Origin of the sequence: Psychrobacter sp. DAB_AL32B, from assembly GCF_002224105.1 — a bacterium.
Taxonomy (GTDB): Bacteria; Pseudomonadota; Gammaproteobacteria; order Pseudomonadales; family Moraxellaceae; genus Psychrobacter.
The window spans coordinates 1-23,129 of record NZ_NEXU01000065.1 but is presented as its reverse complement, the minus strand read 5'-3'; the positions used below and the strand labels follow the sequence as shown (position 1 = coordinate 23,129).

19 protein-coding genes are annotated in these 23,129 nt (G+C 41.9%); 11 read left to right on the top strand and 8 right to left on the bottom strand.

Going from position 1 to position 23,129, the window contains the following annotated elements; genetic code table 11:
• Nucleotides 1–15: 15 nt before the first annotated feature.
• Entirely contained in the window at nucleotides 16–984 is a 969-nt protein-coding gene (gene cysM / locus CAN34_RS07580; protein WP_089555133.1) for a cysteine synthase CysM, read from the bottom strand.
• Nucleotides 985–1,460: 476 nt separating this feature from the next.
• On the opposite strand from cysM, the gene CAN34_RS07575 reads away from it, so the two are divergent.
• From CAN34_RS07575 to tsf, 9 genes are all read left to right on the top strand, one after another.
• Nucleotides 1,461–4,967, top strand: a complete 3,507-nt coding sequence (locus tag CAN34_RS07575) for an ATP-binding protein (protein WP_089555132.1) — start codon at nucleotides 1,461–1,463, stop codon at nucleotides 4,965–4,967.
• Between the two features lie 133 nt (nucleotides 4,968–5,100).
• Nucleotides 5,101–5,913 (top strand): crotonase/enoyl-CoA hydratase family protein, encoded by an 813-nt coding sequence (locus CAN34_RS07570; protein WP_089555131.1) that lies wholly within the window; start codon nucleotides 5,101–5,103, stop codon nucleotides 5,911–5,913.
• A gap of 262 nt (nucleotides 5,914–6,175) precedes the next feature.
• Nucleotides 6,176–7,435, top strand: coding sequence for a multidrug effflux MFS transporter (locus tag CAN34_RS07565; protein WP_089555130.1), 1,260 nt, complete (start codon nucleotides 6,176–6,178; stop codon nucleotides 7,433–7,435).
• Nucleotides 7,436–8,102: 667 nt separating this feature from the next.
• Nucleotides 8,103–10,337 carry an ATP-binding protein gene (locus CAN34_RS07560; protein ID WP_254423129.1) on the top strand — a complete coding sequence of 745 codons (2,235 nt, stop codon included), beginning with the start codon at nucleotides 8,103–8,105 and terminating at the stop codon, nucleotides 10,335–10,337.
• 20 nt (nucleotides 10,338–10,357) lie between these two features.
• A complete protein-coding gene (locus CAN34_RS07555) occupies nucleotides 10,358–10,720 on the top strand; it encodes a response regulator (RefSeq protein WP_079690884.1) in 363 nt (120 codons plus the stop codon).
• Between the two features lie 46 nt (nucleotides 10,721–10,766).
• Complete coding sequence (locus tag CAN34_RS07550; protein ID WP_089555129.1) at nucleotides 10,767–11,216, top strand: chemotaxis protein CheX; 450 nt, start codon at nucleotides 10,767–10,769, stop codon at nucleotides 11,214–11,216.
• Nucleotides 11,217–11,265: 49 nt separating this feature from the next.
• The gene (locus tag CAN34_RS07545) at nucleotides 11,266–11,715 is read left to right on the top strand and encodes a chemotaxis protein CheX (RefSeq protein WP_089555128.1); all 450 of its coding nucleotides are present in this window, start codon (nucleotides 11,266–11,268) and stop codon (nucleotides 11,713–11,715) included.
• Nucleotides 11,716–12,086: 371 nt separating this feature from the next.
• Entirely contained in the window at nucleotides 12,087–12,884 is a 798-nt protein-coding gene (gene rpsB / locus CAN34_RS07540) for a 30S ribosomal protein S2 (protein ID WP_089555127.1), read from the top strand.
• Between the two features lie 226 nt (nucleotides 12,885–13,110).
• Nucleotides 13,111–13,995: a translation elongation factor Ts gene (gene tsf, locus CAN34_RS07535; protein WP_089555126.1), complete on the top strand. Its 885-nt coding sequence runs from the start codon at nucleotides 13,111–13,113 to the stop codon at nucleotides 13,993–13,995.
• 189 nt (nucleotides 13,996–14,184) lie between these two features.
• On the opposite strand, the gene CAN34_RS07530 is transcribed toward tsf, so the two are convergent.
• The 4 genes from CAN34_RS07530 to hflX all read right to left on the bottom strand — a co-directional run bounded on the left by CAN34_RS07530 (nucleotide 14,185) and on the right by hflX (nucleotide 18,693).
• Nucleotides 14,185–15,009, bottom strand: a complete 825-nt coding sequence (locus tag CAN34_RS07530) for a lytic transglycosylase domain-containing protein (protein ID WP_089555125.1) — start codon at nucleotides 15,007–15,009, stop codon at nucleotides 14,185–14,187.
• 590 nt (nucleotides 15,010–15,599) lie between these two features.
• Nucleotides 15,600–16,289: an LrgB family protein gene (locus tag CAN34_RS07525; protein ID WP_089555124.1), complete on the bottom strand. Its 690-nt coding sequence runs from the start codon at nucleotides 16,287–16,289 to the stop codon at nucleotides 15,600–15,602.
• Nucleotides 16,290–16,311: 22 nt separating this feature from the next.
• Nucleotides 16,312–16,746: a CidA/LrgA family protein gene (locus CAN34_RS07520; protein ID WP_089555147.1), complete on the bottom strand. Its 435-nt coding sequence runs from the start codon at nucleotides 16,744–16,746 to the stop codon at nucleotides 16,312–16,314.
• 459 nt (nucleotides 16,747–17,205) lie between these two features.
• Nucleotides 17,206–18,693: a ribosome rescue GTPase HflX gene (gene hflX, locus CAN34_RS07515; RefSeq protein WP_089555123.1), complete on the bottom strand. Its 1,488-nt coding sequence runs from the start codon at nucleotides 18,691–18,693 to the stop codon at nucleotides 17,206–17,208.
• Nucleotides 18,694–19,060: 367 nt separating this feature from the next.
• Between hflX and CAN34_RS07510 the strand changes: the two genes are divergently transcribed.
• Nucleotides 19,061–19,861: a 1-acyl-sn-glycerol-3-phosphate acyltransferase gene (locus tag CAN34_RS07510; protein WP_079690892.1), complete on the top strand. Its 801-nt coding sequence runs from the start codon at nucleotides 19,061–19,063 to the stop codon at nucleotides 19,859–19,861.
• Nucleotides 19,862–20,007: 146 nt separating this feature from the next.
• Here the strand turns inward: CAN34_RS07510 and CAN34_RS07505 are convergent, their stop codons facing one another.
• Together CAN34_RS07505 and CAN34_RS07500 are read right to left on the bottom strand one after the other, a co-directional pair.
• Nucleotides 20,008–21,048: an aldo/keto reductase gene (locus CAN34_RS07505; RefSeq protein ID WP_089555122.1), complete on the bottom strand. Its 1,041-nt coding sequence runs from the start codon at nucleotides 21,046–21,048 to the stop codon at nucleotides 20,008–20,010.
• Between the two features lie 42 nt (nucleotides 21,049–21,090).
• Nucleotides 21,091–21,588 carry a peptidylprolyl isomerase gene (locus CAN34_RS07500; protein WP_089555121.1) on the bottom strand — a complete coding sequence of 166 codons (498 nt, stop codon included), beginning with the start codon at nucleotides 21,586–21,588 and terminating at the stop codon, nucleotides 21,091–21,093.
• Nucleotides 21,589–21,735: 147 nt separating this feature from the next.
• On the opposite strand from CAN34_RS07500, the gene CAN34_RS07495 reads away from it, so the two are divergent.
• On the top strand, nucleotides 21,736–22,395 hold the full coding sequence (locus tag CAN34_RS07495) for a DUF1294 domain-containing protein (protein ID WP_089555120.1): 660 nt from the start codon (nucleotides 21,736–21,738) through the stop codon (nucleotides 22,393–22,395).
• Nucleotides 22,396–22,502: 107 nt separating this feature from the next.
• Here CAN34_RS07495 and lspA read toward each other — a convergent pair whose 3' ends face one another.
• Nucleotides 22,503–22,964 (bottom strand): signal peptidase II, encoded by a 462-nt coding sequence (gene lspA / locus CAN34_RS07490; protein ID WP_254423130.1) that lies wholly within the window; start codon nucleotides 22,962–22,964, stop codon nucleotides 22,503–22,505.
• Nucleotides 22,965–23,129: the final 165 nt, after the last annotated feature.

Below are 23,129 nucleotides of genomic sequence, written 5' to 3'. Positions count from 1 at the left end.
TACCTAGTGGTTGACTTATAGAGCTGCGTTGTCAGCATTTTCTATGCTGTCATCGATATTATATAGTCCAGTGGACAAATAACGATCACCGCGATCACAGACGATAAAGGCTATGACAGCGTCAGGGTTCTCTTTAGCCACTTGTATAGCTGCCCATGCTGCCGCACCTGAAGATACCCCAGCAAAAATCCCTTCGGTTTTGGCAAGCTTACGCATATAAACTTCAGCGACGCGTTGATCAATATCCATGATGTCATCAACCAAGTCCGCTTCAAAAATACCCGGCATATAAGCGGCAGGCCAACGGCGAATACCAGCGATAGATGCTTCTTCATCAGGCTGTAAACCGATAATTTTCACCGCAGGATTTTGCTCTTTTAGATATTGTGCGACACCGGTGATGGTGCCAGTGGTACCCATAGAGCTGATAAAGTGAGTGATTTTACCGTCAGTTTGCGCCCATAGCTCGGGACCTGTGGTCAGATAATGCGCCTGTTTATTATCAGGGTTATTAAATTGATCGAGCACAATGCCTTTACCCTCGGTCTGCATCTGTAATGCCAAATCGCGCGCTGCCTCTATACCATCATCCACTTCAATTAACGTGGCGCCATAAGCAATCATAGCGTCTTTACGTTCTTGGGTTGAGTTGGTCGGCATAAATAAAGTGATCGGATAGCCACGCATCGCCGCGACCATGGCTAAAGCAATGCCGGTATTGCCGCTGGTCGCTTCAATCAACATATCACCAGGCTTGATATCGCCACGCTGCTCAGCTTGATAGATCATGTTAAATGCAGGACGGTCTTTTACAGAACCAGCAGGATTGTTACCTTCGAGCTTGGCTAGCAATACCGCACCATTGGCAATCTGCTCTTGCTCAGGCAAACGCTGCAATTTGACCAATGGCGTTTGACCGACACAATCAGCAAGCTTAGTGATTTGAGTAATAAAGTTGGCGTTTGACTTGGCCGTAGCGGACATAAGGTATCCTTATTAATTTTTTAAAGAATGTTCTCTTAAAAGAACTGTCTGTTAAAAGAACAATCTCTTAAATGATAGTAGGGCATTCATTCGCCTTTTAAACGGCGGTTTTATGATCAAAATGCGTTTTTATTATTTGACAATAGGGTCATACCACCATGGTCAATCACCATTTATTAATAATGTGCCAACAATAATAAGTGAATAGATTACGACTGTCAGGTGTTTATTGTGGCAAATGAAAATTTGCGCCATTATATCATTTTGTTTTCAGCTGCGCTTAGCGCATAAAGCTTTATCAATGATTGTTTAACAGCCGCTTATAGAATCCTGTTAAGATAATCTCAAACGATATTTAATGGTTTTTGCTTATTAAGCACTTATCTAAATAATTGATTAATAAATCATGAATAGCTCGTTAATAAGCGCCTCATAAAATATCTGTCGCAAAAATATCAGTGGAGATTGAATCTAGCATGGCTTACAAAAAACGTTTTGATACCAGTAGTGCCTATGGTCAGCTGATTATATTGGTGTTTTTGCCAATTTGTTTACTGGCGGCAGTAGGTGGTATTTTGGTGTTTCATGAAACCATGCGGGCCAGTGATTCAGAGCAAGAAGTATTGGCCGAGGCGGTACTCATCCGTTATACACCAACGATTGTGGAGCTTATTCCGGAACTATTGGAGCAAGAGCGTGAAAAGGCAGAATCGGAAAGAGGCAATGGTAATACAGATAGTACTTCGCCAGCCGCGATGGCGGCGCTAAAAAGTATTCAAGATAGATTAGGGCGCCTGCAGTCGGAGCAGCATGTGCAGCGTATCGCCATTATTAATCAGAACAATCAAGTACTGGCAACGGTAGGCTATGGTACTGATGAGGCGTGGCCAGAAATAGACCCATCAGAGCGTTTTTTATCACAAAAACCAACGCCCATCGGTACCGCTTACGGCAGCGTATTGGGCGAGTTTGACGGTCAGCAGTTGTGGCTATTGATTGATATGGATAATGAGCCGCTTTATATCGCCCGCTATCGTATCGCGATGGCATTGGTAATTACTGGCTTATTCACTATTTTAATCTTGCTGCTGAGCTTGAATATCTATTCAAAACGTTGGATAGCGCCAATCTATGAGCTACGTTTGCAGCTGCAACGTACCCATGTCGACAATCTATACCAACCCATTCCGGTTGAATCGAATGGTGAGCTGAATTTGTTACAACAAGATTTGGTTAGAACATTACGCCGTTTACATGGGAGCTTTCAAGAGCTTAAAGACCATGCGGAGCAAACGGAAGATGATTTACGTTTGGCTTTTGATGAAATGGAAATGCAAAACATCTCTATTCGCAATGCGCGTGATGCGGCAATCTCAACCAGCCAAGCCAAATCAGCATTTTTAGCCAATATCAGCCATGAGCTGCGTACGCCATTGAATAGTATTGATGGTTTTATTAATTTGCTTGCGCGTCACGGCGAGCTCAATCCTGAACAAGACTTGTATGTGCAAACCATACGCAAATCGTCCGCACACTTACTGGCGTTAGTGAATGATGTGTTGGATTTTTCCAAGATTGAAGCAGGTAAATTAGTACTTGATCGCCATGAATTTGATCTTTATGAAACCATCTATGATGTGGTCGATATGCTGTCACCGGTATCTGCAGAAAAAGGTCTGCGCATGGCGGTACTGTTTTATAACGATGTACCGATGCGTATCAATGGTGATGCCTTACGACTCAAGCAAGTACTGACCAATATCGTCGGTAATGCGATTAAATTCACTGACAGTGGTGATGTGGTGGTGCGCGTCAGCTTAGATGACCATCAAGACAATTATTTGATGATTAGCGTGCAAGATAGTGGCAAAGGTATTTCACTGTCTGATCAAAAAATGCTCTTTCAAAGCTTTAGCCAAGGAGATCCTTCAATCACGCGTCAATATGGTGGGACAGGATTGGGTCTGGTCATCTCCAAGCAATTGACACGACTGATGGGCGGCGATATTGGTTTTTATGATAATGTGCAAGAAAATATCTCTAATCAAGGGGCGACGTTTTGGTTTCGCATGCCAGCGCATGTCGATGTGTTAGAGGCTGCTACTGGTCAAACCATTGAGCTGCCGGTTCTAGCACCACTGGCGAGCGCGACCGATGAGTTTAATGTCTTAATCTGGATCAATCATACTGCCTCTATACAAGTGCTCAAAGCCAGCTTGCAGCACTTGCCGATTAAACTGACCCAAGCAAACTCATTGCCGGGCGTGCTTGAGTCGCTAAAAGAGCAGGGCAATTATTGGGATTGGGTTATCGTTGATGATGACACGCAAGACGATATGATGGCGCTGCTTAAACAAATTCGCCTGCATTATCAAGGTAAGCTGGCGGTATTTGGTTATCAAGTTGCCGCTGACCAAGCACTGCTCAATCGCTACCATGCCAATATATTGTATGAACCGTTAGATAAAAGACAGCTATATGCCATGCTTGATACGCAAAAGCGTAGCGCACCGACAGGTATCCCAGAACCACGTTGGAAAGGCGTTACCGTATTGGCAGTCGATGATCATTTGCCAAACCTACTGGTGCTAGATGCCCTGCTGAGTGAGCTTGGCATTCATGTGATTACAGTAAGCAGTGGTTTTGACGCGATAGAACTTATTAGCAAGCAGCAAACCAAGAATATTAAAACCGCCAAAACTGAAAAACAAAGTCTGTCAAAAAAGACCCAGATATCTAAAGCTGAAACGCGCGATGATGTTAATAAAACAGCGGCTGGCTCGCTACATCTTGAAGACGCCACTACAGAAGAGAAAGGCGCTGTGCAGCATAAAGACAGTATTGATCTTATCTTTATGGATATTCAAATGCCGCGTATGTCAGGACACGAAGCGGCGCGGCAAATTCGCAATATTGAAGCGGCTGACAGCCATATTCCTATTATTGCATTGACCGCACATGGACTAGCTGATGAGCGTGATAAATTAATCGCCAGTGGCATTAATGACTATGTGGGTAAGCCTATTAGCCAGCCACAGTTGCTACAAGTGCTGCAAAAATGGCTTGGGCGCACTGCATCACCTGCACCATTGACGGCAGTAAACGAAGACCCTTCAAAAAATCATGGCCAACAAAGCAGTAATTTACAAGCTTTGGAATCGAAAACCAACCATTCTCAAAATGCTGGTTTGCAGAGTACTGATTCCAAAGGTACTGATTTGCAAAATGCGATGACGCAACCTTCTTCAGCTGTATATTCAGGCGCTACAACGCCTATTTATCAAATGATTAAAAGGAATGAGGCAAATAGTGATAATGCTGCCAAGATACGCAGTCGGCAAAAGATTACTCGCCCTTTATCACTGAAGAAAATTCGTGATGACTATTTGCGTGACAGTCAGCCGCGTGAAGATTATAGGCGTGAAACCTTGCGTGAAAATCAGCCACGCTATGAAAATCTGCGCTATCAAGAGCAGGGGCAAGCACCATTGAAGACGCACGCTTTCCAAACGGTCGACAGTATTAAAGATGAAATACTAGAAAATACAGACTTAAACGCCCGCGTGTTTGATAGCTTAGATATTCTAAACTGGCAAGATGCACTGACTCGCTCAGCCAATAAACCGGATCTTGCTGCCAAGCTGATTATTATGATGCTCGATACCATTAATGATGAAAAGCAGGCATTGACGCAAGCATGGGAAACGCGCAATCGTAGTATGCTTGGGCAAATTGCTCACCGTATATTGGGCGGCAGTCGTTATACTGGAGTGCCGCAGTTACGCCAAGCCAGCCAAGATCTAGAGGATAAGTGCTTACTAAACATCCAACATATCACGCCTGCGCAGTTTGCGATGCTTGAGCCTTATTATGAGGCCTTGTTATTAGCGTTAAATAATTTGCAAACGCTTGATTTGTCCTCTTATCCGCAGCTGAACTATCATCGTCTGAGCGAAAATGACATGACTTGGAAAATGATTTAAAGCAGGCGTTTTTATGATATTAATGATTAACCGTATCGTAGCAGTCAGTTATTGATAAGGTAGCGTAGGTGCAAGGCTGTTAATATCAGTCTGTTCACGAACTATTATATTTATTTTATTATTAAGGATGATTATGCATACTATCGCCACCTACCAGTATGAAACATTACAAGTCAGCGCGACCGACAATATATTAACCGTGACCATCAATCGACCAGAGAAAAAAAATGCCATGAGCTTTAAGGTGGTCGATGAGTTGATTGCGGTAGCAGGTCGCATCAGTAAAGATAAAACGATACGTGCGGTTATTCTTAATGGTGCAGAGGGGACGTTTTGTGCCGGTATTGATTTAGGCGATTTAAACCACCCAAAAAATCAAGCATTTGCTCTATGGGAGCTTGTCAAACCTTGGCAGAGTCTATTCCAGCGCGTTTGCTTGGTTTGGCGTGATGTTCCAGTGCCAGTCATTGCCGTGTTGGAAGGATATTGCATTGGTGCAGGCTTACAACTGGCGCTGGCTTGTGATGTACGTATCAGCCATCCTGAGTGTAAATTGTCTATTATGGAGGCTAAATGGGGTTTAGTGCCTGATATGGGCTTGACGCAATCTGGTTTTGGCGTGGTACGAGCTGATATCTTAAAAGAGCTGGCAATGAGTGCGCGTACTATCGATGCAGAGCAGGGTAAAGCGTTGGGGCTAGTCAGTCATTGTAGCGAGACGCCGTTAGAGCAGGCACAACAGCTCGCTGCTGAGTTTGCTGAGCGCTCACCTGATGCGGTGCTGGCAAGTAAGCGTGTCGTCAATGCCATGTTCCAGCAGTCAGCGACGACCTTGTATAAAGAAAAAGTATGGCAATTAAAAATGATGTTTGGTCGTAACCGTAAGCTTGCGCTTAGAAAAGCAAAGCAAGCCAGCACCGTATTTGGCAAGCGCCAATTCCGTTAGGAAAAATTCGACATATATTGACTAATGATTTTAGTTGTGAAAGTTTTTTTTATTAACGTTATACCTCTATTGAATTATAAGCAGACAGTGCGATATAAGACTGTCTGCTTGCGTAGCGGTACATCGATATGCCTGATTGTTTTGAAAAACTGATAGCAGTAGCACGCTAATATAAGCGTGGTTTTTTTGTTTTGAGCTGACTATACAAAACGATCAAAGCATTCATTATAAAATAATAATCACTATATCAAATGGTTTAAATATGTCTGCTCCAAAATCTCCACTTCCCAATAAACCTATTGCTGCTGACCGAGTGCGCTCTGCTGATTTGCCTGTCGCATGGATTATGATGCTTGGTCTTATCGTCGCGGTAGGGCCATTATCGATTGATATGTATCTGCCAGCGTTACCGTCAATGGCAGATGACTTTGGCGTATCGACCGCATTTATGGCCAACTCGGTACCCGCCTATTTCATAGGTTTGGTATTTGGGCAGCTATTTTATGGTCCATTGAGTGATCGTATTGGCCGTGTTAAACCGTTATATTTTGGTATGACCCTGTATGTCATTGCCTCTATTGTTTGCGCGACGACTAGCAACGAATATGTGCTGTTTGCGGGGCGTACCTTACAGGCGCTCGGTGCTTGTGTAGGCGCGGTTGTCACCCGTGCGGCGATTCGTGATCGCCTGACTGCCAAGCAAACTGCCAAAGCTTTTTCTATCATGATATTGGTGATGGGTTTGGCACCGATATTAGCACCGTCACTCGGCGCTGTGTTTTTACAGTTTTTTAGTTGGCACTCTATCTTTTGGTTCCTAGCCGCTTTTGGTACGCTCAATTTATTGCTGACTAAGTTCTTCTTTTTTGAGACGCTCAGTGAAGAAAACCGTAACGTGCGTCCAGCCAAAGAAATACTCAGTCAATACTGGGACTTATTAAAGGATCCTACCTTTAACTACCCAGCGATTGGCGGCGGGTTATTGATGGGGGCGATGTTTGTCTATATCAGCTCTGCTTCTGAATTAATCATGGATACTTATGGCATATCAGCCACGCATTTTGGCTGGCTTTTTGGTATGAATGCGGCAGGGTTTGTGGGATTGACGCAGCTGAACCAATGGCTGACCAACCGTTTTCGTATTTTGAGTATTCTGCGCTTTGGTGCGATGATGCAGGTCATTTCAGCAGGAGCACTATTTACGCTCGGTATTATGTTTGGTACAGATGCTTGGTTGCCACTGGTATTGGCCTGTATTTTCTTCTGTATTGCCGGTTTAGGTTTGACTCAGCCCAACTCGTCAGCAATTGCGCTGGCCTTTCAGAAGCGCCGTGCTGGTATGGCCAGTGCCTTGCAAGGCTCCTTAATGTTTTCAGTGGGTATTTTCGGTGGTTTAATATTAAACTTATTCCCAGTGAATCCGGTACTGAAAATCGGTATTGCGATGTTTGCGCTCATGAGTCTTGGTTGCTATTTGATTTGGCAGATAGACCGTAACCTGAACCTTGATAATGCGGATTAATTAGCTGGTAGATTCTATTGATTGACATTTATTATTAAAAAAGCATTCAGCACGTATCAAACGTCTGAATGCTTTTTTGTGCTTGTAAGAAATTTAGTATTATAAAAAAAATAATTTTACAAAAATGTATTCATATTTATTACTATATATAAAAGTAGATATTAAGCTTTAATAAAAGTCAAACAAAAACATTGCATTCACAAGTTCATTTAAGTATGATAAAAAATGTAATTTTGTGTAATAAAAGACCTACAAATATATCGTGAAACCTTACCAGATTGTAACCCCATTACAATCAGCGAATAAGTTATTCGTTCTTAATCATTTTATTCAAGAGTCTGCTTATCTATGACTCTATAAAAATCTTATCTGACTTTATCTGAGCATTTCAATGTATGCCTTTATGTGCCTATATTTGTGTGCCTGCAGCAAAATAGCAAAGCTATTGTTATGCCATAATTTTTAAGAACTCTGTTTTTCTTCAATGTATAGGCTCTTAATAAGTTATACAGTCAGCGAACTTATACGGCACCAAGGACTAGGATTGCTAAAAGAGTGAGCTAAATGCCACCTGTCTTATTCTAAGAAGATTATGGCGTTATTTAAGTTATCAATAATTCAAGTTTTTAATCTCATTTTATGCTCTATTTAAACAAGGAAGTTAATTGTGGATGCATCATCTTCACGTCCAAATTTAGAAATCCCAAAAAACCGTTATACATCAATTGTCGTTTCTGTCGTTATTTTCTTATTACTAACTTCAGGTGTTTTGGTTACTAGTATTTATAACTCACTGAAGATTCGTGATTTGCGAGCCGGCTCTGCGTTAAGTTCGAATCTCCGTAGTGATATTCCAAAGCTAACCCAAGAGATATATCTACTTAATATCATGCGTCAGCAGCAACAACCTGCATCGGCACTGCAGTCACAAGCAGCAGAAATAACTAAATTAATGGCAGAGATTGATAGAGAAGTTATTACGCTTAATGAAGGCGGTAGTGTCGCTATTCGTGACGATGAAGACATTTATAAGCCTTCAACACAACCTGATCAGATTAAATATGTTGAAAGCACTTCAGAGCTGTGGAAATCTTATCAACGAGAAGCAACTAGCTTTGTTGGTGCACAGTCTGCTTTAGCGGCTAGCGCTTTAGAGAGTAAGTTTGGAGAGAGCACGCAAGGTATTTATGATAATGCTACTGGTCTTAGTAACAGTTTGAGTGCTGAAAATGGTCAACGTGCAGCGTTTCTACGAAACCTACAGATTTTTGGTATTTCTTTCGCAATTTTATATTTTATCATCTTCGTATTATATTTTGTCCGTCGCTTGAAATCCTCTGATGAAGAACTGATAACTGCGCGCCGCGAAACACAAGAAATCATGGAAACGGTAAATACGGGTCTATTTCTGCTAGATAAAGATTTGAATATTGGTCAACAACATTCTCGCGCACTAAATGGCATTATTGGTGCGGACAGATTGTCAGGAGAAAACTTTGCCGATGTACTGCGCGGTCGTATTTCAGATAAAGATTTGAAAACTACCCGTCAGTTTATCGAGCAATTATATAACCCACGTGTGAAAGAAAAATTGGTTGATTCTTTAAATCCATTGCATAAAGTGATGCTACACAATACGTCTGGCGAAGACAGTGCGACCAGCCGCTTCTTAGACTTTAAGTTTTCACGAGTCTATGAAAATAAAGACATTGCGCGTATTTTGGTCAACGTCAATGACGTCTCAGATGCTGTTTATTTAGAGCAGCGCCTAGAAAAAGAGCGCTCGCAAAACGACATGCAGATTGAGATGTTGACCACTATCTTAAACGTTAATCCAAAAATTATTAACGAGTTTATTAGCAATACCAAAGCTCATATTGAAAAGATGAACAATATTTTGAAAAACCCTGGTAGCTCGCAATTTGAGCTCGAAGGTAAGCTAAAGGCTATCTATCGTGAAATGCACAGCTTAAAAGGTGAGGCTTCTGCGCTTAAACTGCATAGCTTTACTAAAATCGCGTCAGACGCTGAAGACAAACTTGATGCGCTACAGAATCAAGGCAAATTATCAGGCAATAACTTCTTACAATTGGCGGTACATTTAGATGACTTGCTCAGCCTTTCGAACACCATTGAAACGTTGGGTGAGCGTATCAATCAAGCCGCGCCAAAAGCTAATGCAAAACCTGTTGTATCAACTGCAGCAGCTGTGAAAGCTGCACCGATAACTGAGCCGTTAAAAACTACCACGCCTCAATCAAGCGTTGGCAACAATAAAGTAGCTGATTTCTCTCCTAATAGTATAAATGTTGAAGGCGGTAATGAGATTGATTTGAGTGATGAGTCAGATGGTAAGCATTTGGCTTATTATCAAGATTTTGCCCAAGACATCGCAGTAAGACAAGGTAAGCAAATACAGCTTAACGGTCATAATTTGGCGCACGTAAACATACCTGCACACCTTAAGCAGCCGATTAAAGAGATTAGCATTCAGTTATTACGTAATGCAGTGGTACATGGTATCGAGTCACCTGAAGCGCGTCAGTCAGCAGGTAAATCTGCGATTGGTAGTATTGATTTAGAGATGCAACGTGACAGTCAAAACTTGATTATTGCGCTACAAGATGATGGTCAAGGTATCGACTATGAAGGTATCCGTCATAAGCTAGTTGCAGATGGTCGCTTTGAGCAAGATGCTGCCAGTCAGTTGACTCAGGGTGAATTACTCAAAACATTATTTGCTTCTGGCTTCTCTACTAAAGAGCATGCCGATGAAGATGGTGGACGCGGTGTGGGCTTAGATGTCATCAAGGCGTTAGTTAAAGAATATAACGGTAAGCTCAATGTTAATAGTGAGCTTGGTCAGATGACACGCTTTGTCATTACGCTACCTGCTGCTTAATTAAGGAAAATAGATAAGCTATGTACAAATTAATGATTGTTGATGATTCCAATATTATTCGCAACCGTATTCAGCGCGCTTATGATTCTGGTCAGTTTATGTTGGTTGCTACGGCAACCAGCGGTGTCCAAGCCATTGAGAAATTCAATATACATCGTCCTGATGTGGTTACGATGGACTTAACCATGCCGCAAATGGATGGGCTTGAGTGTATTGAAAAAATCATTGCGATTGACCCTAATGTCCGCATTTTAGTGGTATCAGCATTGTCTGACAAATCCACTGGGATTGAAGCCTTATCATTGGGTGCTAGCGGATTTTTATGCAAGCCTTTTTCAGAAGAAGAGCTGGTAGAGTCTTTGTATGAGTTGGTACAAGACTGATATTGTCCAATAATTTAAGTAAATACCTTATTAAAGAATACACATTATGAAAGAGCAAAAGTTACAGATTTTTGTGAGTATTATCACCAACTATTTTAATCAGTTTGGTAATGAAGAGCTTATTGTAGATACGCCGTATTTGCTAGAAAATCAACAACCTAAAGTTCACGATTATACCGGCGTCATCGGCATATCAGGGGTTCAAAAAGGGGTAGTTTATTTTTCTGCCACCAGCGCGCTATTGGATAACATCCTAGATAGCATGGGCGAGACAGATAAAAGTGAGGATAATTTAGTAGACCTAGTAGGCGAGGTTGCTAATACCATTTCGGGTAATGCTCGTAATGAGTTTGGCTCAGAATTCCATATTTCTGTACCCTTCGTATGCAAAGGCTCACCGCAAAGTATTATTTTGCCTAAAAGTGGACGCTCTTTTATCATTCCAGTGAGTTGGCGCGGTCAAATCGGGGAGATTGTGGTTTGTTTGCAGGACTAAATACAATACCTCGTGACGATAAATATGTAAATATGGACGATGAACTATTATGGTTAATGTAGAAAAGTTAGGCGTCTTTTTAAGCTCAATCAGCGCATTCTTTGCGCAGATTGACGATGAGCCAGTGGTGATTGATACGCCTTATTTGCATAGCAATAAAAATGCCGTGGGTTACGATTATAGCGGCATGATTAAGATATCCGGCCCGCTTGAAGGCTGTGTTTATGTCAGCGCCCCTAGCAACTTGTTGCGCGAAGTGATCAAAGTCATGGGCGAGCCTGATTCATCAATTACGATGATGAAAGACTTATTGGGTGAAATGGCAAATACCATTTCAGGTAACGCCCGTGCTGAGTTTGGCGCAGATTTTATTATCTCACCGCCCAAGATTATTGAGGGGATACCCAGTATTCCTTATTTACCAAAAGATCGTCAAAGCTATGTGACGCCATTTACATGGCGTGGCTACAAGGCCGTCATAGGTATCTGCATCGCTTAATCTAAAGCTGCGAGCTGCTTCTTTTTTTTCTGAATAAAAACGACGTTGAGACGTCGTTTTTTTATGCATTATCATCACCTTAAACCTTATAATAGCGCTAGCAGTCGCTAAGCGTTATATGATAAAATACAGCCCAGCTATTTTTATCCTACAGTATTCTGTACGTTCAAATCATAGCTCAATTTTTTAAACCAACCCATCAACCAATGACACACACATCATGGCAAAAAATTGCTGGGTGTTTGGCGACTTGATTAATTTGCATAAAGGGCAAGTGTTTTATTTATACACTTGATCATTAGCAGATGCGTGTCGCTAGATAGGCAGTTTTTGTGATGTGGAGGCATAACCCAACCAATAGGACATTTAACATGGCTACAAAGAATCCAACCAAAATCGAAATGCGCGACCTATTACAAGCCGGCGCTCACTTTGGTCACCAAACACGTTTTTGGAATCCAAAAATGGGTCCATACATCTTTGGTGCCCGTAACAAGATTCACATCATCAACCTAGAGCACACTGTAAAAGCGTTTAACGAAGCATTGACTTACGTAAACGGCTTAGCTGCTAAGAAAAACAAAGTATTGTTTGTTGGTACTAAACGCGCTGCAAGCGGTGTTATCCGTGAGCAAGCAGCACGCGCTGGCATGCCTTACGTTGACCATCGCTGGTTAGGTGGTATGTTGACTAACTGGAAAACACTACGCCAGTCAATCAATCGTCTAAAAGAGCTTGAGAAACAAGCAGAAGACGGTACTTTCGCAAAGCTAACCAAACGTGAAGCGCTAGAGCGTACTCGTGATATGGAAAAACTTGAGCGTTCACTAGGCGGTATTAAAGACATGGGAGGCCTACCTGACGCTATCTTCGTTGTAGACGTAGATCACGAAGCGATTGCTATCAAAGAAGCTAAAAATCTAGGTATCCCAGTTATCGGTATCGTTGATACCAACTCTAACCCAGATAACGTTGATTACATCATCCCAGCAAACGATGATGCTATCCGCGCCGTGACTTTGTATGTAACTTCTATGGCTGATGCAATCATCGCTGGTAAAGAATACGCACAAACTCAAGCCGGTGGTAAAGCTGAGCAAGAAGCGCCTGCTACTGAAGAAGCACCAGCTGAAGCTAAAACTGAAGAAGCGGCTACTCCAGCAGAATAAATCGCTGACCGATATGGTTTAACTTTGTAAGGATGCCTTGATAGTTTATCTATTGGCAGCCATATAACGTTACTAACAGCATGGAAGTTTATAATAGGCATGATGTAGTTTTACTCGTCATGCCTTATTATTAACCCGCCAAACAGAATTTAAATGTGTAATGTATTTAGATATCGTGCACTCCCATACATAACAATACTCACATACATAATAAAAGGTAACTCTTATGTCAGAAGTAAAAGTATCTGCCAAAATGGTAAAAGAATTGCGTGACCGTACTGGTCTTGGCATGATGGAATGTAAAAAAGCGTTAGAAGAATCAAACGGCGATGTTGAAACTGCCATTGATAACCTACGTAAATCTGGTCAAGCGAAAGCCGCTAAAAAAGCCGGTAACATTGCAGCTGACGGTGCTATCATCATCGCTCAAGGCGACAATAAAGCATTCTTGTTAGAAGTGAATTGCCAAACTGACTTCGTAGCTAAAGACGAAAACTTCACTAAATTTGCAGAAAAAGTAGCTAACCTTGCGTTAGAAAACAACGTCACTGACGTTGCTGCTATTGCTGAGCTGCCTTATGGCGATGGTTTAACCGTTGAAGAAGCTCGCGTATCTTTAGTACAAAAAATCGGTGAGAACATTCAGATTCGCCGTGTTGAAACCCTAGAAGGCGCTAACATTGCATCATACCGTCACGGCTTACGTATCGGTGTAGTCGTTTCTTATGAAGGTGGCAATGCAGATACTGGTAAAAATCTTGCCATGCATATCGCTGCATTCAATCCTGTTGCAGTAGATGATGAAAGCGTAGATGCTGATGTATTAGCACGCGAAAAAGACATCATCGACGCAAAAGCTCGTGAATCTGGCAAGCCTGACAATATCGTTGAAAAAATGATCGAAGGTGGCTTACGTAAGTACCTAGACGAAGTAACTTTACTACGTCAGCCATACGTCATGGACAATGAGAAAAAAGTTGGTGACGTACTAAAAGCTGAAGGCGTAAAAGTACTTGGCTTTAAACGCTTAGAAGTCGGCGAAGGCATCGAGAAAAAACAAGAAGACTTCGCGGCTGAAGTTGCTGCTACTCAAGCATTAGCTAACAAGTAATTTATACATTTTGCTGTGAGTACTGATGGTATTTTTGCTCAGTACTTATAGGTTTGTTTTATAGTTGTTTCACGTATATTAATTTAATAACTATGAAACAGCCACGCACAAAAAAGCCCGTTATTTATTTAACGGGCTTTTTTTTATGCTTCATTTTTAAGCTACTTAATATCATGCCAAGTATCAATACTAACGTAATGCCAAATAAGCAGAATTGGCATAACTGGCGCTATTACTATTACTACTGGTACCGTAACTGACGTTTTGCATGCCACTAGCGTTATTGCTATTAGTAGAATTGCTGTTATTAGCGTTCATCGTATTGCCAGATAGCCCTGAGTCGTTTTTATATAAACTATGATAACGGCTCATCACACTTTTGACATAATTACGCGTTTCTTTAAAAGGTGGAATGCCGTTATATTTATCAACGTTACCTTCACCCGCATTATAGCCGGCAACCGCAAATTCTACATTGTTATTAAAACGCTTCATTAGCCAAGCGATATATTTGGCTGAGCCTTCAATATTATCAGCAGGGCTCCAAGGATTACTCACCTTGAATCGACGTGCTGTTGCTGGCATCAGCTGCATCAAACCTTGTGCACCGACTGGTGAGCGAGCGTTAGGATTAAAGGCAGATTCAGTATGCATCATGGCTTTCATAAGTGCTGGATCGACACCGTGGCGCTGGGCTGAGGCAAGAATATAGCTATCATAAGAGTTGCGAGTACCGCTGCTGCTTGCAGAGCTACTGCCATAGTTATTGCTGCTAGCGCTGCTGCTTCCACTATCATATAGATTAGAGTCTTTATAATAAGTGACTTTTACTTTTTTGGTGAATTTATCAAAATTACCACTGGGATTGACGTTGGTGAGAAGTACTTGTCCACCCTTATCTTTGTAGATATACATATTGCCTGCTTGAGCGGCAATCGGTAGGCTAGATAGGACGACGGTGGTGAGTAAAATAGGTGACAAGCAGCGGGTGACTAGAGGTGCAATATTTATCATAAGGTTATCACTTTTTATCGAGTAGTAGCAAATTGCCTTGCTCATGGACGCATCGGTTTGCGCAACAAAGCGGTTATCCTGTCTGCAAGATTTGTAGTCACCAACCTTAAGTGCTACAACGCAAAACCACGGCTAACAAAACCAATTGCAATAGATACAAAAAATAATAGTTGCTTACTATAACATAAAATAACTTATGACTATATCTGATTGCCGCTATAAACTGCCGAAACAGATATTTAAATTGTAAAAATTTTTAATGAAATCAATATGCTATTACAAGGTACTTGATTAAGGATCGATGTATAGCTATATCATTGCTGTTGTCAGTATAAGATAAAATAAATACCTTGCTAGCTATGTGCTACTGAAAAAAATCTTCTGGCTTACTGTTTATAATCTTGGTTTAATAGAAAAAAGTAATTTCAGCAATACTTTTTTTGTTTTTCAAGTAAATCGATTCTATAAAAATACTAATTATCTAAACAATCATAGATATTTTGGACTTTACAGTTATTCTATTTAAATAGGTAAAGAGTATTAAAAGCAGATTAACGAACGTAAGCGCATAGTGCAGTCATAAAGTGAGCTTAAGCAGATAGGGCAGTAATAAAAATAGGTACCCAAACAGCGGTGACCAAACCATTGACTGCCAAGCCAAATGCCGCATAACGTCCAGCTGTATGACTGATCTGCCAGGCTTCTACCGTACCAAACGCATGAGCGGCCAGGCCAAGCGCTAAGCCTTTGGCGCGGTCGTCATCGATGCCAAGAAACAAGAAGCGCGCTAACGTACCGCCAATGATCCCTGAGACTATAATAATCAGATTCGCCATCGCTAGAGGCGCTTTGATCAAATCTGCGATACTCAAACCAATCGGTGTGGTCACTGAACGGGTGGCAAAAGCCAATATCGTATCGTTGCTGAGTGAAAATAGATAGGCCAATGACATCGGTAACAACGCCCCAAACAGACTAGCCATCGCGACAATCATGGTAAGTTTTTTGACTGGCAAGCCTTTAAAGTTCATGGCTGCCAGTGGCACGGCTAATAATACTGTGACGTAGCCTAACAGATGATCAAATACAGGTTTGGCCGCGCTATAATAATGATTATAATCCCATTGTAGAATGAACAAAAACAACACCACCAATGCCAGTGCTGTAATCACCATTGGCAACCATGATAGTTTGCGTGCCAGTACGCGAGCGATTACATGTGCTGTCAAAGTTAATAATATCGCAGCAAAGGTCGCCAAAAACACACTATCAAAATTCATAAGATTCCTTTGTTCATACAGCTTAAAGCTGTTCCTTCTGCTCATTGGTAGTGGTGCTATTGCTATTAGCATCGCGATTTAGCCAGCGGTTGGCAAGTATCGCCAGTCCCCAAAGTGGTATAAGCGTACTAATAATCATCGTTAGCATTACGCCCCATAGCTCATCACCTAAGGCGAATAACAGCAAACCTGCACCCGCAGATACCGGTAAAAAAGCAAAGCCACTATCAACCAATAAAGTATTACTAGCTCGGGTGAGCCAGCTAGGTAGACCTTTAATAAACCGCCAAACGATCAGGATAGAAAACATCGTTAGCATACCGACGATATTGGCAGCTTTTTCGATTCCTGCCCACTGACAGACAATCACTGCTGACTCACGAACAATGATGATCATCGTTAGTGTCAACAGCAATGCCATCCATAAGGGCATTTTTGAAGAATGGGTAGACTTCATAAGCAATTTCGGCCAAGTCATAGATAGATGAGAGAGAGTTGAAAGGTGAGCATGGTCTTATAAATAGGGTATAAAAAATCGAGTTATTTATACTAAGCGTATTGTTTCTTATTTTAAAGGTATAAAAAGCGATTATATAGAGAGTGACTCAACTAATAAAGTTTATAGGATAATAGCGCTTTCTATCACTTTGGACGGACTGTGAAATTTAGTACTATAGTTAATACACTTTAAAAAGAATATAGCGTTGCTGGAATGAGTTTTTCGAAGCCTCTGGAGTGCAAAGCGCACAGCAAGCGAGGAAAGTTTATACCAGCAACGCACTGTTTGACTTGTATCTTTTTTTATTTAGAGCTGACTATATATACCCTATAAAAAATGGACGATATCAATTGATACCGTCCATCTATAGTTAACCACACCATTTTAAGCAGCCAGCTATTTTAGAACACTGGTCATTTAGCGCTGTGAATCAAGAGTTTGCGTTGTTTCCACTTCAGACCCTAGATTATTTTCAGTTAGAACTTCTGACGATAATGCTTCAGAATTTAAGGCATCAAATTCATCAAACGCTTTTTCTTCTGCTTCGGTCATCGTCTGCTCTTCATCCTCGTCAGGCTTTTCAAACTCTTCAAGTATCGGCATCAGTAACGTCGCTTGTGCTAATGGCAATACATCCGAAGGCTCTAAATTTGCTTGACCAAGTAGCTGTCTGAGCCTATCGCTTGGCAAGCGAATCGTTAAGCACTCATGACCGCTGTCATCGTAGCTCTCTTCTTGAATAACGCCCAGCTCATACAAGGCGTTTTTTAACTGACCCGCATTATAAGGTAGCGTCAAATCAAACGTGGTCAATGTGCCAGTAAGTAGCTGCTGGACGGCTAATGACAACTCTTCCATACCTAGATTTTCTCTAGAAGAAACATACACACGGTTAGGTTGACCTTCGCTAGCATAACCGATATGTGCAGGCTCATCGGTTAAGTCGATTTTATTATAAACGTTGAGCACGGGTACATCGTTATCGATTTTAGACAACACGTCTTTGACCGCTTGAATTTGCTCATGCATATCTTCACTGGAGGAATCGATCACATGTAGCAATAAGTCTGCTTCTAGCGTCTCTTCTAATGTTGCATGGAAAGATTCGACTAACTCATGTGGTAAATGACGAACGAAACCAACGGTATCGACCAATACCACACGACCAACACCTTGCCAATCTAAGCGGCGTAAAGTGGGGTCGAGCGTTGCAAAAAGTTTATCGGCAGCATAGATATTTTCATCGACTAAGCGATTGAATAAAGTAGACTTGCCAGCGTTAGTATAACCAACGAGCGAAATGGTTGGCACGTCTGACTTTTGCCGTCTGGCTCGACCTTGTGCACGTGTTTGTCTGACCTTCTCAATTCTAGATTTAAGCTGGGTTACTCGCACTTGTAGTAAGCGACGATCGGTCTCAAGTTGGGTTTCACCGGGTCCACGCAGACCAATACCACCTTTTTGACGTTCCAAATGTGTCCAACCACGCACCAAACGCGTCGACAAATGGTTAAGCTGTGCCAGCTCTACTTGTAGCTTACCTTCATAAGTACGTGCACGCTGAGCGAAAATATCCAAAATCAACCCAGTACGATCAAGTACGCGACATTTTACCAGCGCTTCAATATTACGCTCTTGTGATGGCGATAAGCTGTGGTTAAAAAGGACAATGTCGGCATCATGTTCGCGTACCAATTCTGCTATTTCTTCTGCTTTACCGCTACCAACGAAGTATCTAGCATCTGGTCTTTGGCGTGAGCCTGTGACCAGCGCCAAACGATCAGCCCCTGCTGAGTCTGCTAATAGCTCAAATTCACCTAGATCATCAGGATCTTGGATTTGGCGGATGTCTAAATGTACTATAATGGCGCGTTCGCCACCTTCGTGTCTTTCAAAATAATCCAAAGAGTATCACCTATTCAATAAAGTAGATATATCGCTATTATCAATTCAGTAAACGTCGATATAGCGTTCATATGACCATATATATGTGGTCTCATCACTTAATATTAAAGCGTACTAGCACAATTAGCGATGGTTTTATGTTACAAGGTTAATTATTAAATGTTCTGTCGTCATAGTTGCTACTACCATTATTAGCTTTTTTAATGATGATAAAATACAAATTGAGCGATAGGAAACTGAATCAAAGCGCTAACAAAAACCATTCATAACTCAGTGAACAAATCGTCACTGACTGAATAAACTTTGTTATACTCATTGCGCTTGTTTACGATATATAATCATAAGTTTTCAACCACGAGGGACACAGATGAGCCAATCTAAGTCAGGCTTTTCACTCAAACAGCAATTGGGTCGCGGCAAACAAATTGCTGGCATGACCACGACTATCGCTGGCGGACTGCGCGCCGCCCAACGTATCGGGGCTTTTAAACAGCCACCACGCGAAACACTGCCACGCTATATCCAAACTTTTTGCCGCAAAATGGCAGGCTCTTTTGGCGTAAAGGTCATTGCCGTTGAGCGGGTAGAGCAACATCATGGGCTATGGGTGTCTAATCACGTGTCATGGATGGACATCCCTGTGGTCGGTACGGTAAGCCCTGCCTTCTTTTTATCCAAAGCTGAAATTGGTGATTGGCCTATATTCGGTAAGTTGGCGCAGGCGGCAGGCACGGTTTTTATTGAGCGTGGTTCTGGTGATGCAGGCTCGGTTGCAGCGCAAATTGCCAGTTTTTTAACCAAGGGCTTCTCAGTAATGTTTTTTCCTGAGGCAACCACGACAGACGGCAAAAAAATTAAGCGTATTCATGGCACCTTGCTACAAGCGGCGATAGATGCTGACGTACCTGTGCGCCCGCTGGTGATTGCTTATGTCAATAAAGATGGTACCTTGAGTGAAGCATTACCTTATTTCGGTAAGCTTACGATGAAAGAGAGCATAAAAAAGGTGCTCGATACTAAGGATGTTACCGCTTATGTATTGCCACTTGAGCCAATAGATCCCAAAGGGTTGAATAAAAGCCAGCTGACGAATTTATTACAGTCACGTATGCAAGAAGGCCTAGCCGAACTACATTCGCGAGTATTAACGAAAGTAGTAAAAGCATAAGATTTTTTTAAGACTGGTAAAAGAGCAAGAGAAAGGCCCAAATCGCAGTGATAAACCTAGCGATTTGCGCCTTTTTCTTTGCATTATGACTGATTTAATCCTCAGTTTATGAGCGTTTAAGTTGTATTAAACTAAGCTGTATTAAACTAAGGTGATGGATTGGGTTGCTGCGTATGTACCGCTTCGATAGCCTCTAATACATCTAAGCTTAACGTTACATGGATACTATCAATATTAGATTTTAGCTGCTCAATAGTAGTGGCACCAATGATGTTGCTGGTGACAAACGAGCGCGAATTAACAAAAGCTAATGCCATCTGTGCCATATCTAAACCGGCATCCGCCGCGATTTTGGCATATTGAGCAGTGGCTGACAGTGCTTGCTCATTGGTATAACGCGCAAAGCGATCATACATAGTGAGCCGCGCGCCAGTTGGGCGTTTGCCATCAAGATATTTGCCAGACAATACGCCAAAGCCAAGCGGTGAGTAAGCGAGTAAACCAACATTCTCACGATGCGCAATCTCTGCCATAGCAACTTCATATAAGCGATTTAATAAACTATAAGGATTTTGTACGGTAATAGGCGCAATTAAGCCATTTTTATCCGCTTCCCATAAATAACGCATCAGTCCCCAAGCAGTATCGTTCGACAGCCCGTAAGCACGGATACGACCTTTTTTAATCTCATCATTTAACGCTTGAATGGTCTCTAAAAAGGGCGTTAAATCATCTAATGATTGCGCTGCCATTGCTTCAGTATAACCGCGTTGGCTAAAAAAGTTTGCTTGACGTTCAGGCCAATGCAGTTGATAGATGTCGATATAATCAGTTTGCAAACGCTCAAGATTGCCATCGATGGCGCTACTAATGTGTTCAGCATTAAAACGCGTCTGCCCATCACGTAAGAAATCCATCGGTGACATCTTGCTGGCGAGAATGACTTTGTCGCGCTGTTTGGTTTTATGAAACCAAGTACCCATAAAGCGTTCGGTATCACCTTGCTTGTCTTTATCCGGCGGTGACGGATACATCTCGGCGGTGTCCCAAAAGTTCACGCCTTCGCTGAGCGCCACATCCATTTGCGCATGTGCGTCATCTTCGCTATTTTGCTGGCCCCAAGTCATCGTCCCTAAGCAGATTTTGGAAACTTTTTCATCGATTTGTGGCAGTGTTTGATATTGCATCTGTTTATCCTTTTTCATTCTAATATAAATCGATTTTTCATTCTAAATTAGCTTGATACCAGTAACACCCGGTGGCGTTACTTGAAAGATTTTGATTTTAAATAGCACGGATTGTCCAGCAAGAGGGTGGTTAAAATCCACTTCGATTTCGTCATCATTGATAGCGCTAATCGTACCGGGCAGGGTATTTTTACCTTTGTCTTCAAACTCTATCAGCATGCCAATCTCAGGATTTTCAGCGATGAGCGCAAACTGGGTAGGGCTAAAGCGTTGGATATTGTTAGAATTCCACTCACCAAACGCTTGCTCTGGCTCAAGGTGAGCGGAGCGCGTATCACCAGCACGCAGGTTCATTAGAACTTGCTCAAAACCGGGTAACAAGCTTTCATCGCCTATGGTCAAGGTGACAGGCGTGTCACGGCTAAAGGTTGAGTCAATCACCGTACCATTTTCTAATGATACTTCAAAATGTAGCTTAACGAGGCTGCCAAACGTGATACGTGTGTCTTCATTGGGAGTGATAAATTGTGAGTCGGACATAGTAAAAGCTACCTCTTGTTAGAATAGGGAGTCGGGTTGAGAGTACTGTAAGAAATGATAAGCCATCTGCGAAAGCATGTAAGCGTAAATAGTGTAACGCAAATAGTGTAATATGTTTGGCGAATCTAAAAGAGGGCGAGCATATCGATGGCAAATAAACAACAAGGTCAGATTAAAAAATGGCAAGACGATAAGGGCTTTGGCTTTATTGAAACTGAGAATGGTGACTCAGTGTTTTTTCATATCAATGAGTTTAAAGCCCGCCGTCGACCTAATGTCGGTGAGCAGGTCGTCTTTACGTCTGGGCAAGACAATCAAGGGCGCATGCAGGCAAAAGACGTACAAGAACTGAGCTTTGTACAACAAAAAATGGCACAAAAAAATAAGCAAATCCGCCAACGTAATCATAAACGTAGTGCACAAGCAGAGTTTGAAGCAGGACAAAAGAAACGCTTATTTCTCGGTGTTGGGTTTTATGGGGTATTAATATTATTGGCAGTCATGAATAAGCTGAGCTGGCTAGTTATTGGTTGGTATATAGCTTTAGGAATCATAACCTATACGATGTATGCCAAAGATAAAGCCGCTGCTCAAAGTGGTGATTGGCGCACGCCTGAGTCAACTTTGCATCTGTTAAGTGCGCTAGGTGGTTGGGTTGGGGCAATGGTTGCGCAGACGTATCTTCGGCACAAGTCACAAAAGGCTGAGTTTCGAGTGGCGTATTATTTAACCGTAGTGATTAATATGGCGGGGTTGTTGTTTATATTGGCGGGTGGTGGCTTGGAGGTTTTGGAAGGGTTTTTATAACCTAAAGGCTTTAGATAGTAAAAATAAAAGCCAAAAAAAGGTGGGTTACGAATGCGTAACCCACCTTTTTTATTGATAAACCGAAGTATCAATAATACTGCTTTAAATTATGACCGTGGCATTTCACGTTTCTTTTCCAAAAATAGCATATCAATCACAATCAGTGCGACACCAATAGAAATGCCAATATCAGCAATATTAAAAATAGGATAATGCCAAACGTCCGCGTAATGTACATGGATAAAGTCGATGACGTGACCATGTAGCAAGCGGTCAATCAAGTTACCTATTGCACCGCCAAGTACTAATGCCAAACCGATAGATAACAGCTTAGCTTGGCGTGGCGCTTTGATGAGATAACCGATTAAGAATAATGACATCACCAATGCGAGACCAGAAAAAAACCACTTCTGCCAACCGCCAGCATCTGCCAAAAAGCTAAAGGCAGCGCCGTAGTTATATGCCAATGTCCAATTAAGGAAAGGTTCGATGACAGGCACTGGCTCATGAAAGGTCAGCTTGGTTTCAGCCAGCCATTTTGTCCATTGATCAAGGATAACCACGACCAGTTACAGTAGATACCAGACAAACGCGCGACTGCCATTAGCCATAATCTTTGGCGTCTTATTCAGCCGTCCTTTAGGTCTCGATTATTTACCTTTTGTCTCATGCGCGGGCTTATGTTTTTTGTCGAATGCAACATGCGGCTTATTTTTTTTTTTTTAGTTATGCAT

Bases quoted from the DNA above. Each gene is read 5' to 3' on its own strand.
- cysM (WP_089555133.1), bottom strand. From the start codon at position 984: ATGTCCGCTACGGCCAAGTCAAACGCCAACTTTATTACTCAAATCACT.
- CAN34_RS07575 (WP_089555132.1), top strand. From the start codon at position 1,461: ATGGCTTACAAAAAACGTTTTGATACCAGTAGTGCCTATGGTCAGCTG.
- CAN34_RS07570 (WP_089555131.1), top strand. From the start codon at position 5,101: ATGCATACTATCGCCACCTACCAGTATGAAACATTACAAGTCAGCGCG.
- CAN34_RS07565 (WP_089555130.1), top strand. From the start codon at position 6,176: ATGTCTGCTCCAAAATCTCCACTTCCCAATAAACCTATTGCTGCTGAC.
- CAN34_RS07555 (WP_079690884.1), top strand. From the start codon at position 10,358: ATGTACAAATTAATGATTGTTGATGATTCCAATATTATTCGCAACCGT.
- CAN34_RS07550 (WP_089555129.1), top strand. From the start codon at position 10,767: ATGAAAGAGCAAAAGTTACAGATTTTTGTGAGTATTATCACCAACTAT.
- CAN34_RS07545 (WP_089555128.1), top strand. From the start codon at position 11,266: ATGGTTAATGTAGAAAAGTTAGGCGTCTTTTTAAGCTCAATCAGCGCA.
- rpsB (WP_089555127.1), top strand. From the start codon at position 12,087: ATGGCTACAAAGAATCCAACCAAAATCGAAATGCGCGACCTATTACAA.
- tsf (WP_089555126.1), top strand. From the start codon at position 13,111: ATGTCAGAAGTAAAAGTATCTGCCAAAATGGTAAAAGAATTGCGTGAC.
- CAN34_RS07530 (WP_089555125.1), bottom strand. From the start codon at position 15,009: ATGATAAATATTGCACCTCTAGTCACCCGCTGCTTGTCACCTATTTTA.
- CAN34_RS07525 (WP_089555124.1), bottom strand. From the start codon at position 16,289: ATGAATTTTGATAGTGTGTTTTTGGCGACCTTTGCTGCGATATTATTA.
- CAN34_RS07520 (WP_089555147.1), bottom strand. From the start codon at position 16,746: ATGAAGTCTACCCATTCTTCAAAAATGCCCTTATGGATGGCATTGCTG.
- CAN34_RS07510 (WP_079690892.1), top strand. From the start codon at position 19,061: ATGAGCCAATCTAAGTCAGGCTTTTCACTCAAACAGCAATTGGGTCGC.
- CAN34_RS07505 (WP_089555122.1), bottom strand. From the start codon at position 21,048: ATGCAATATCAAACACTGCCACAAATCGATGAAAAAGTTTCCAAAATC.
- CAN34_RS07500 (WP_089555121.1), bottom strand. From the start codon at position 21,588: ATGTCCGACTCACAATTTATCACTCCCAATGAAGACACACGTATCACG.
- CAN34_RS07495 (WP_089555120.1), top strand. From the start codon at position 21,736: ATGGCAAATAAACAACAAGGTCAGATTAAAAAATGGCAAGACGATAAG.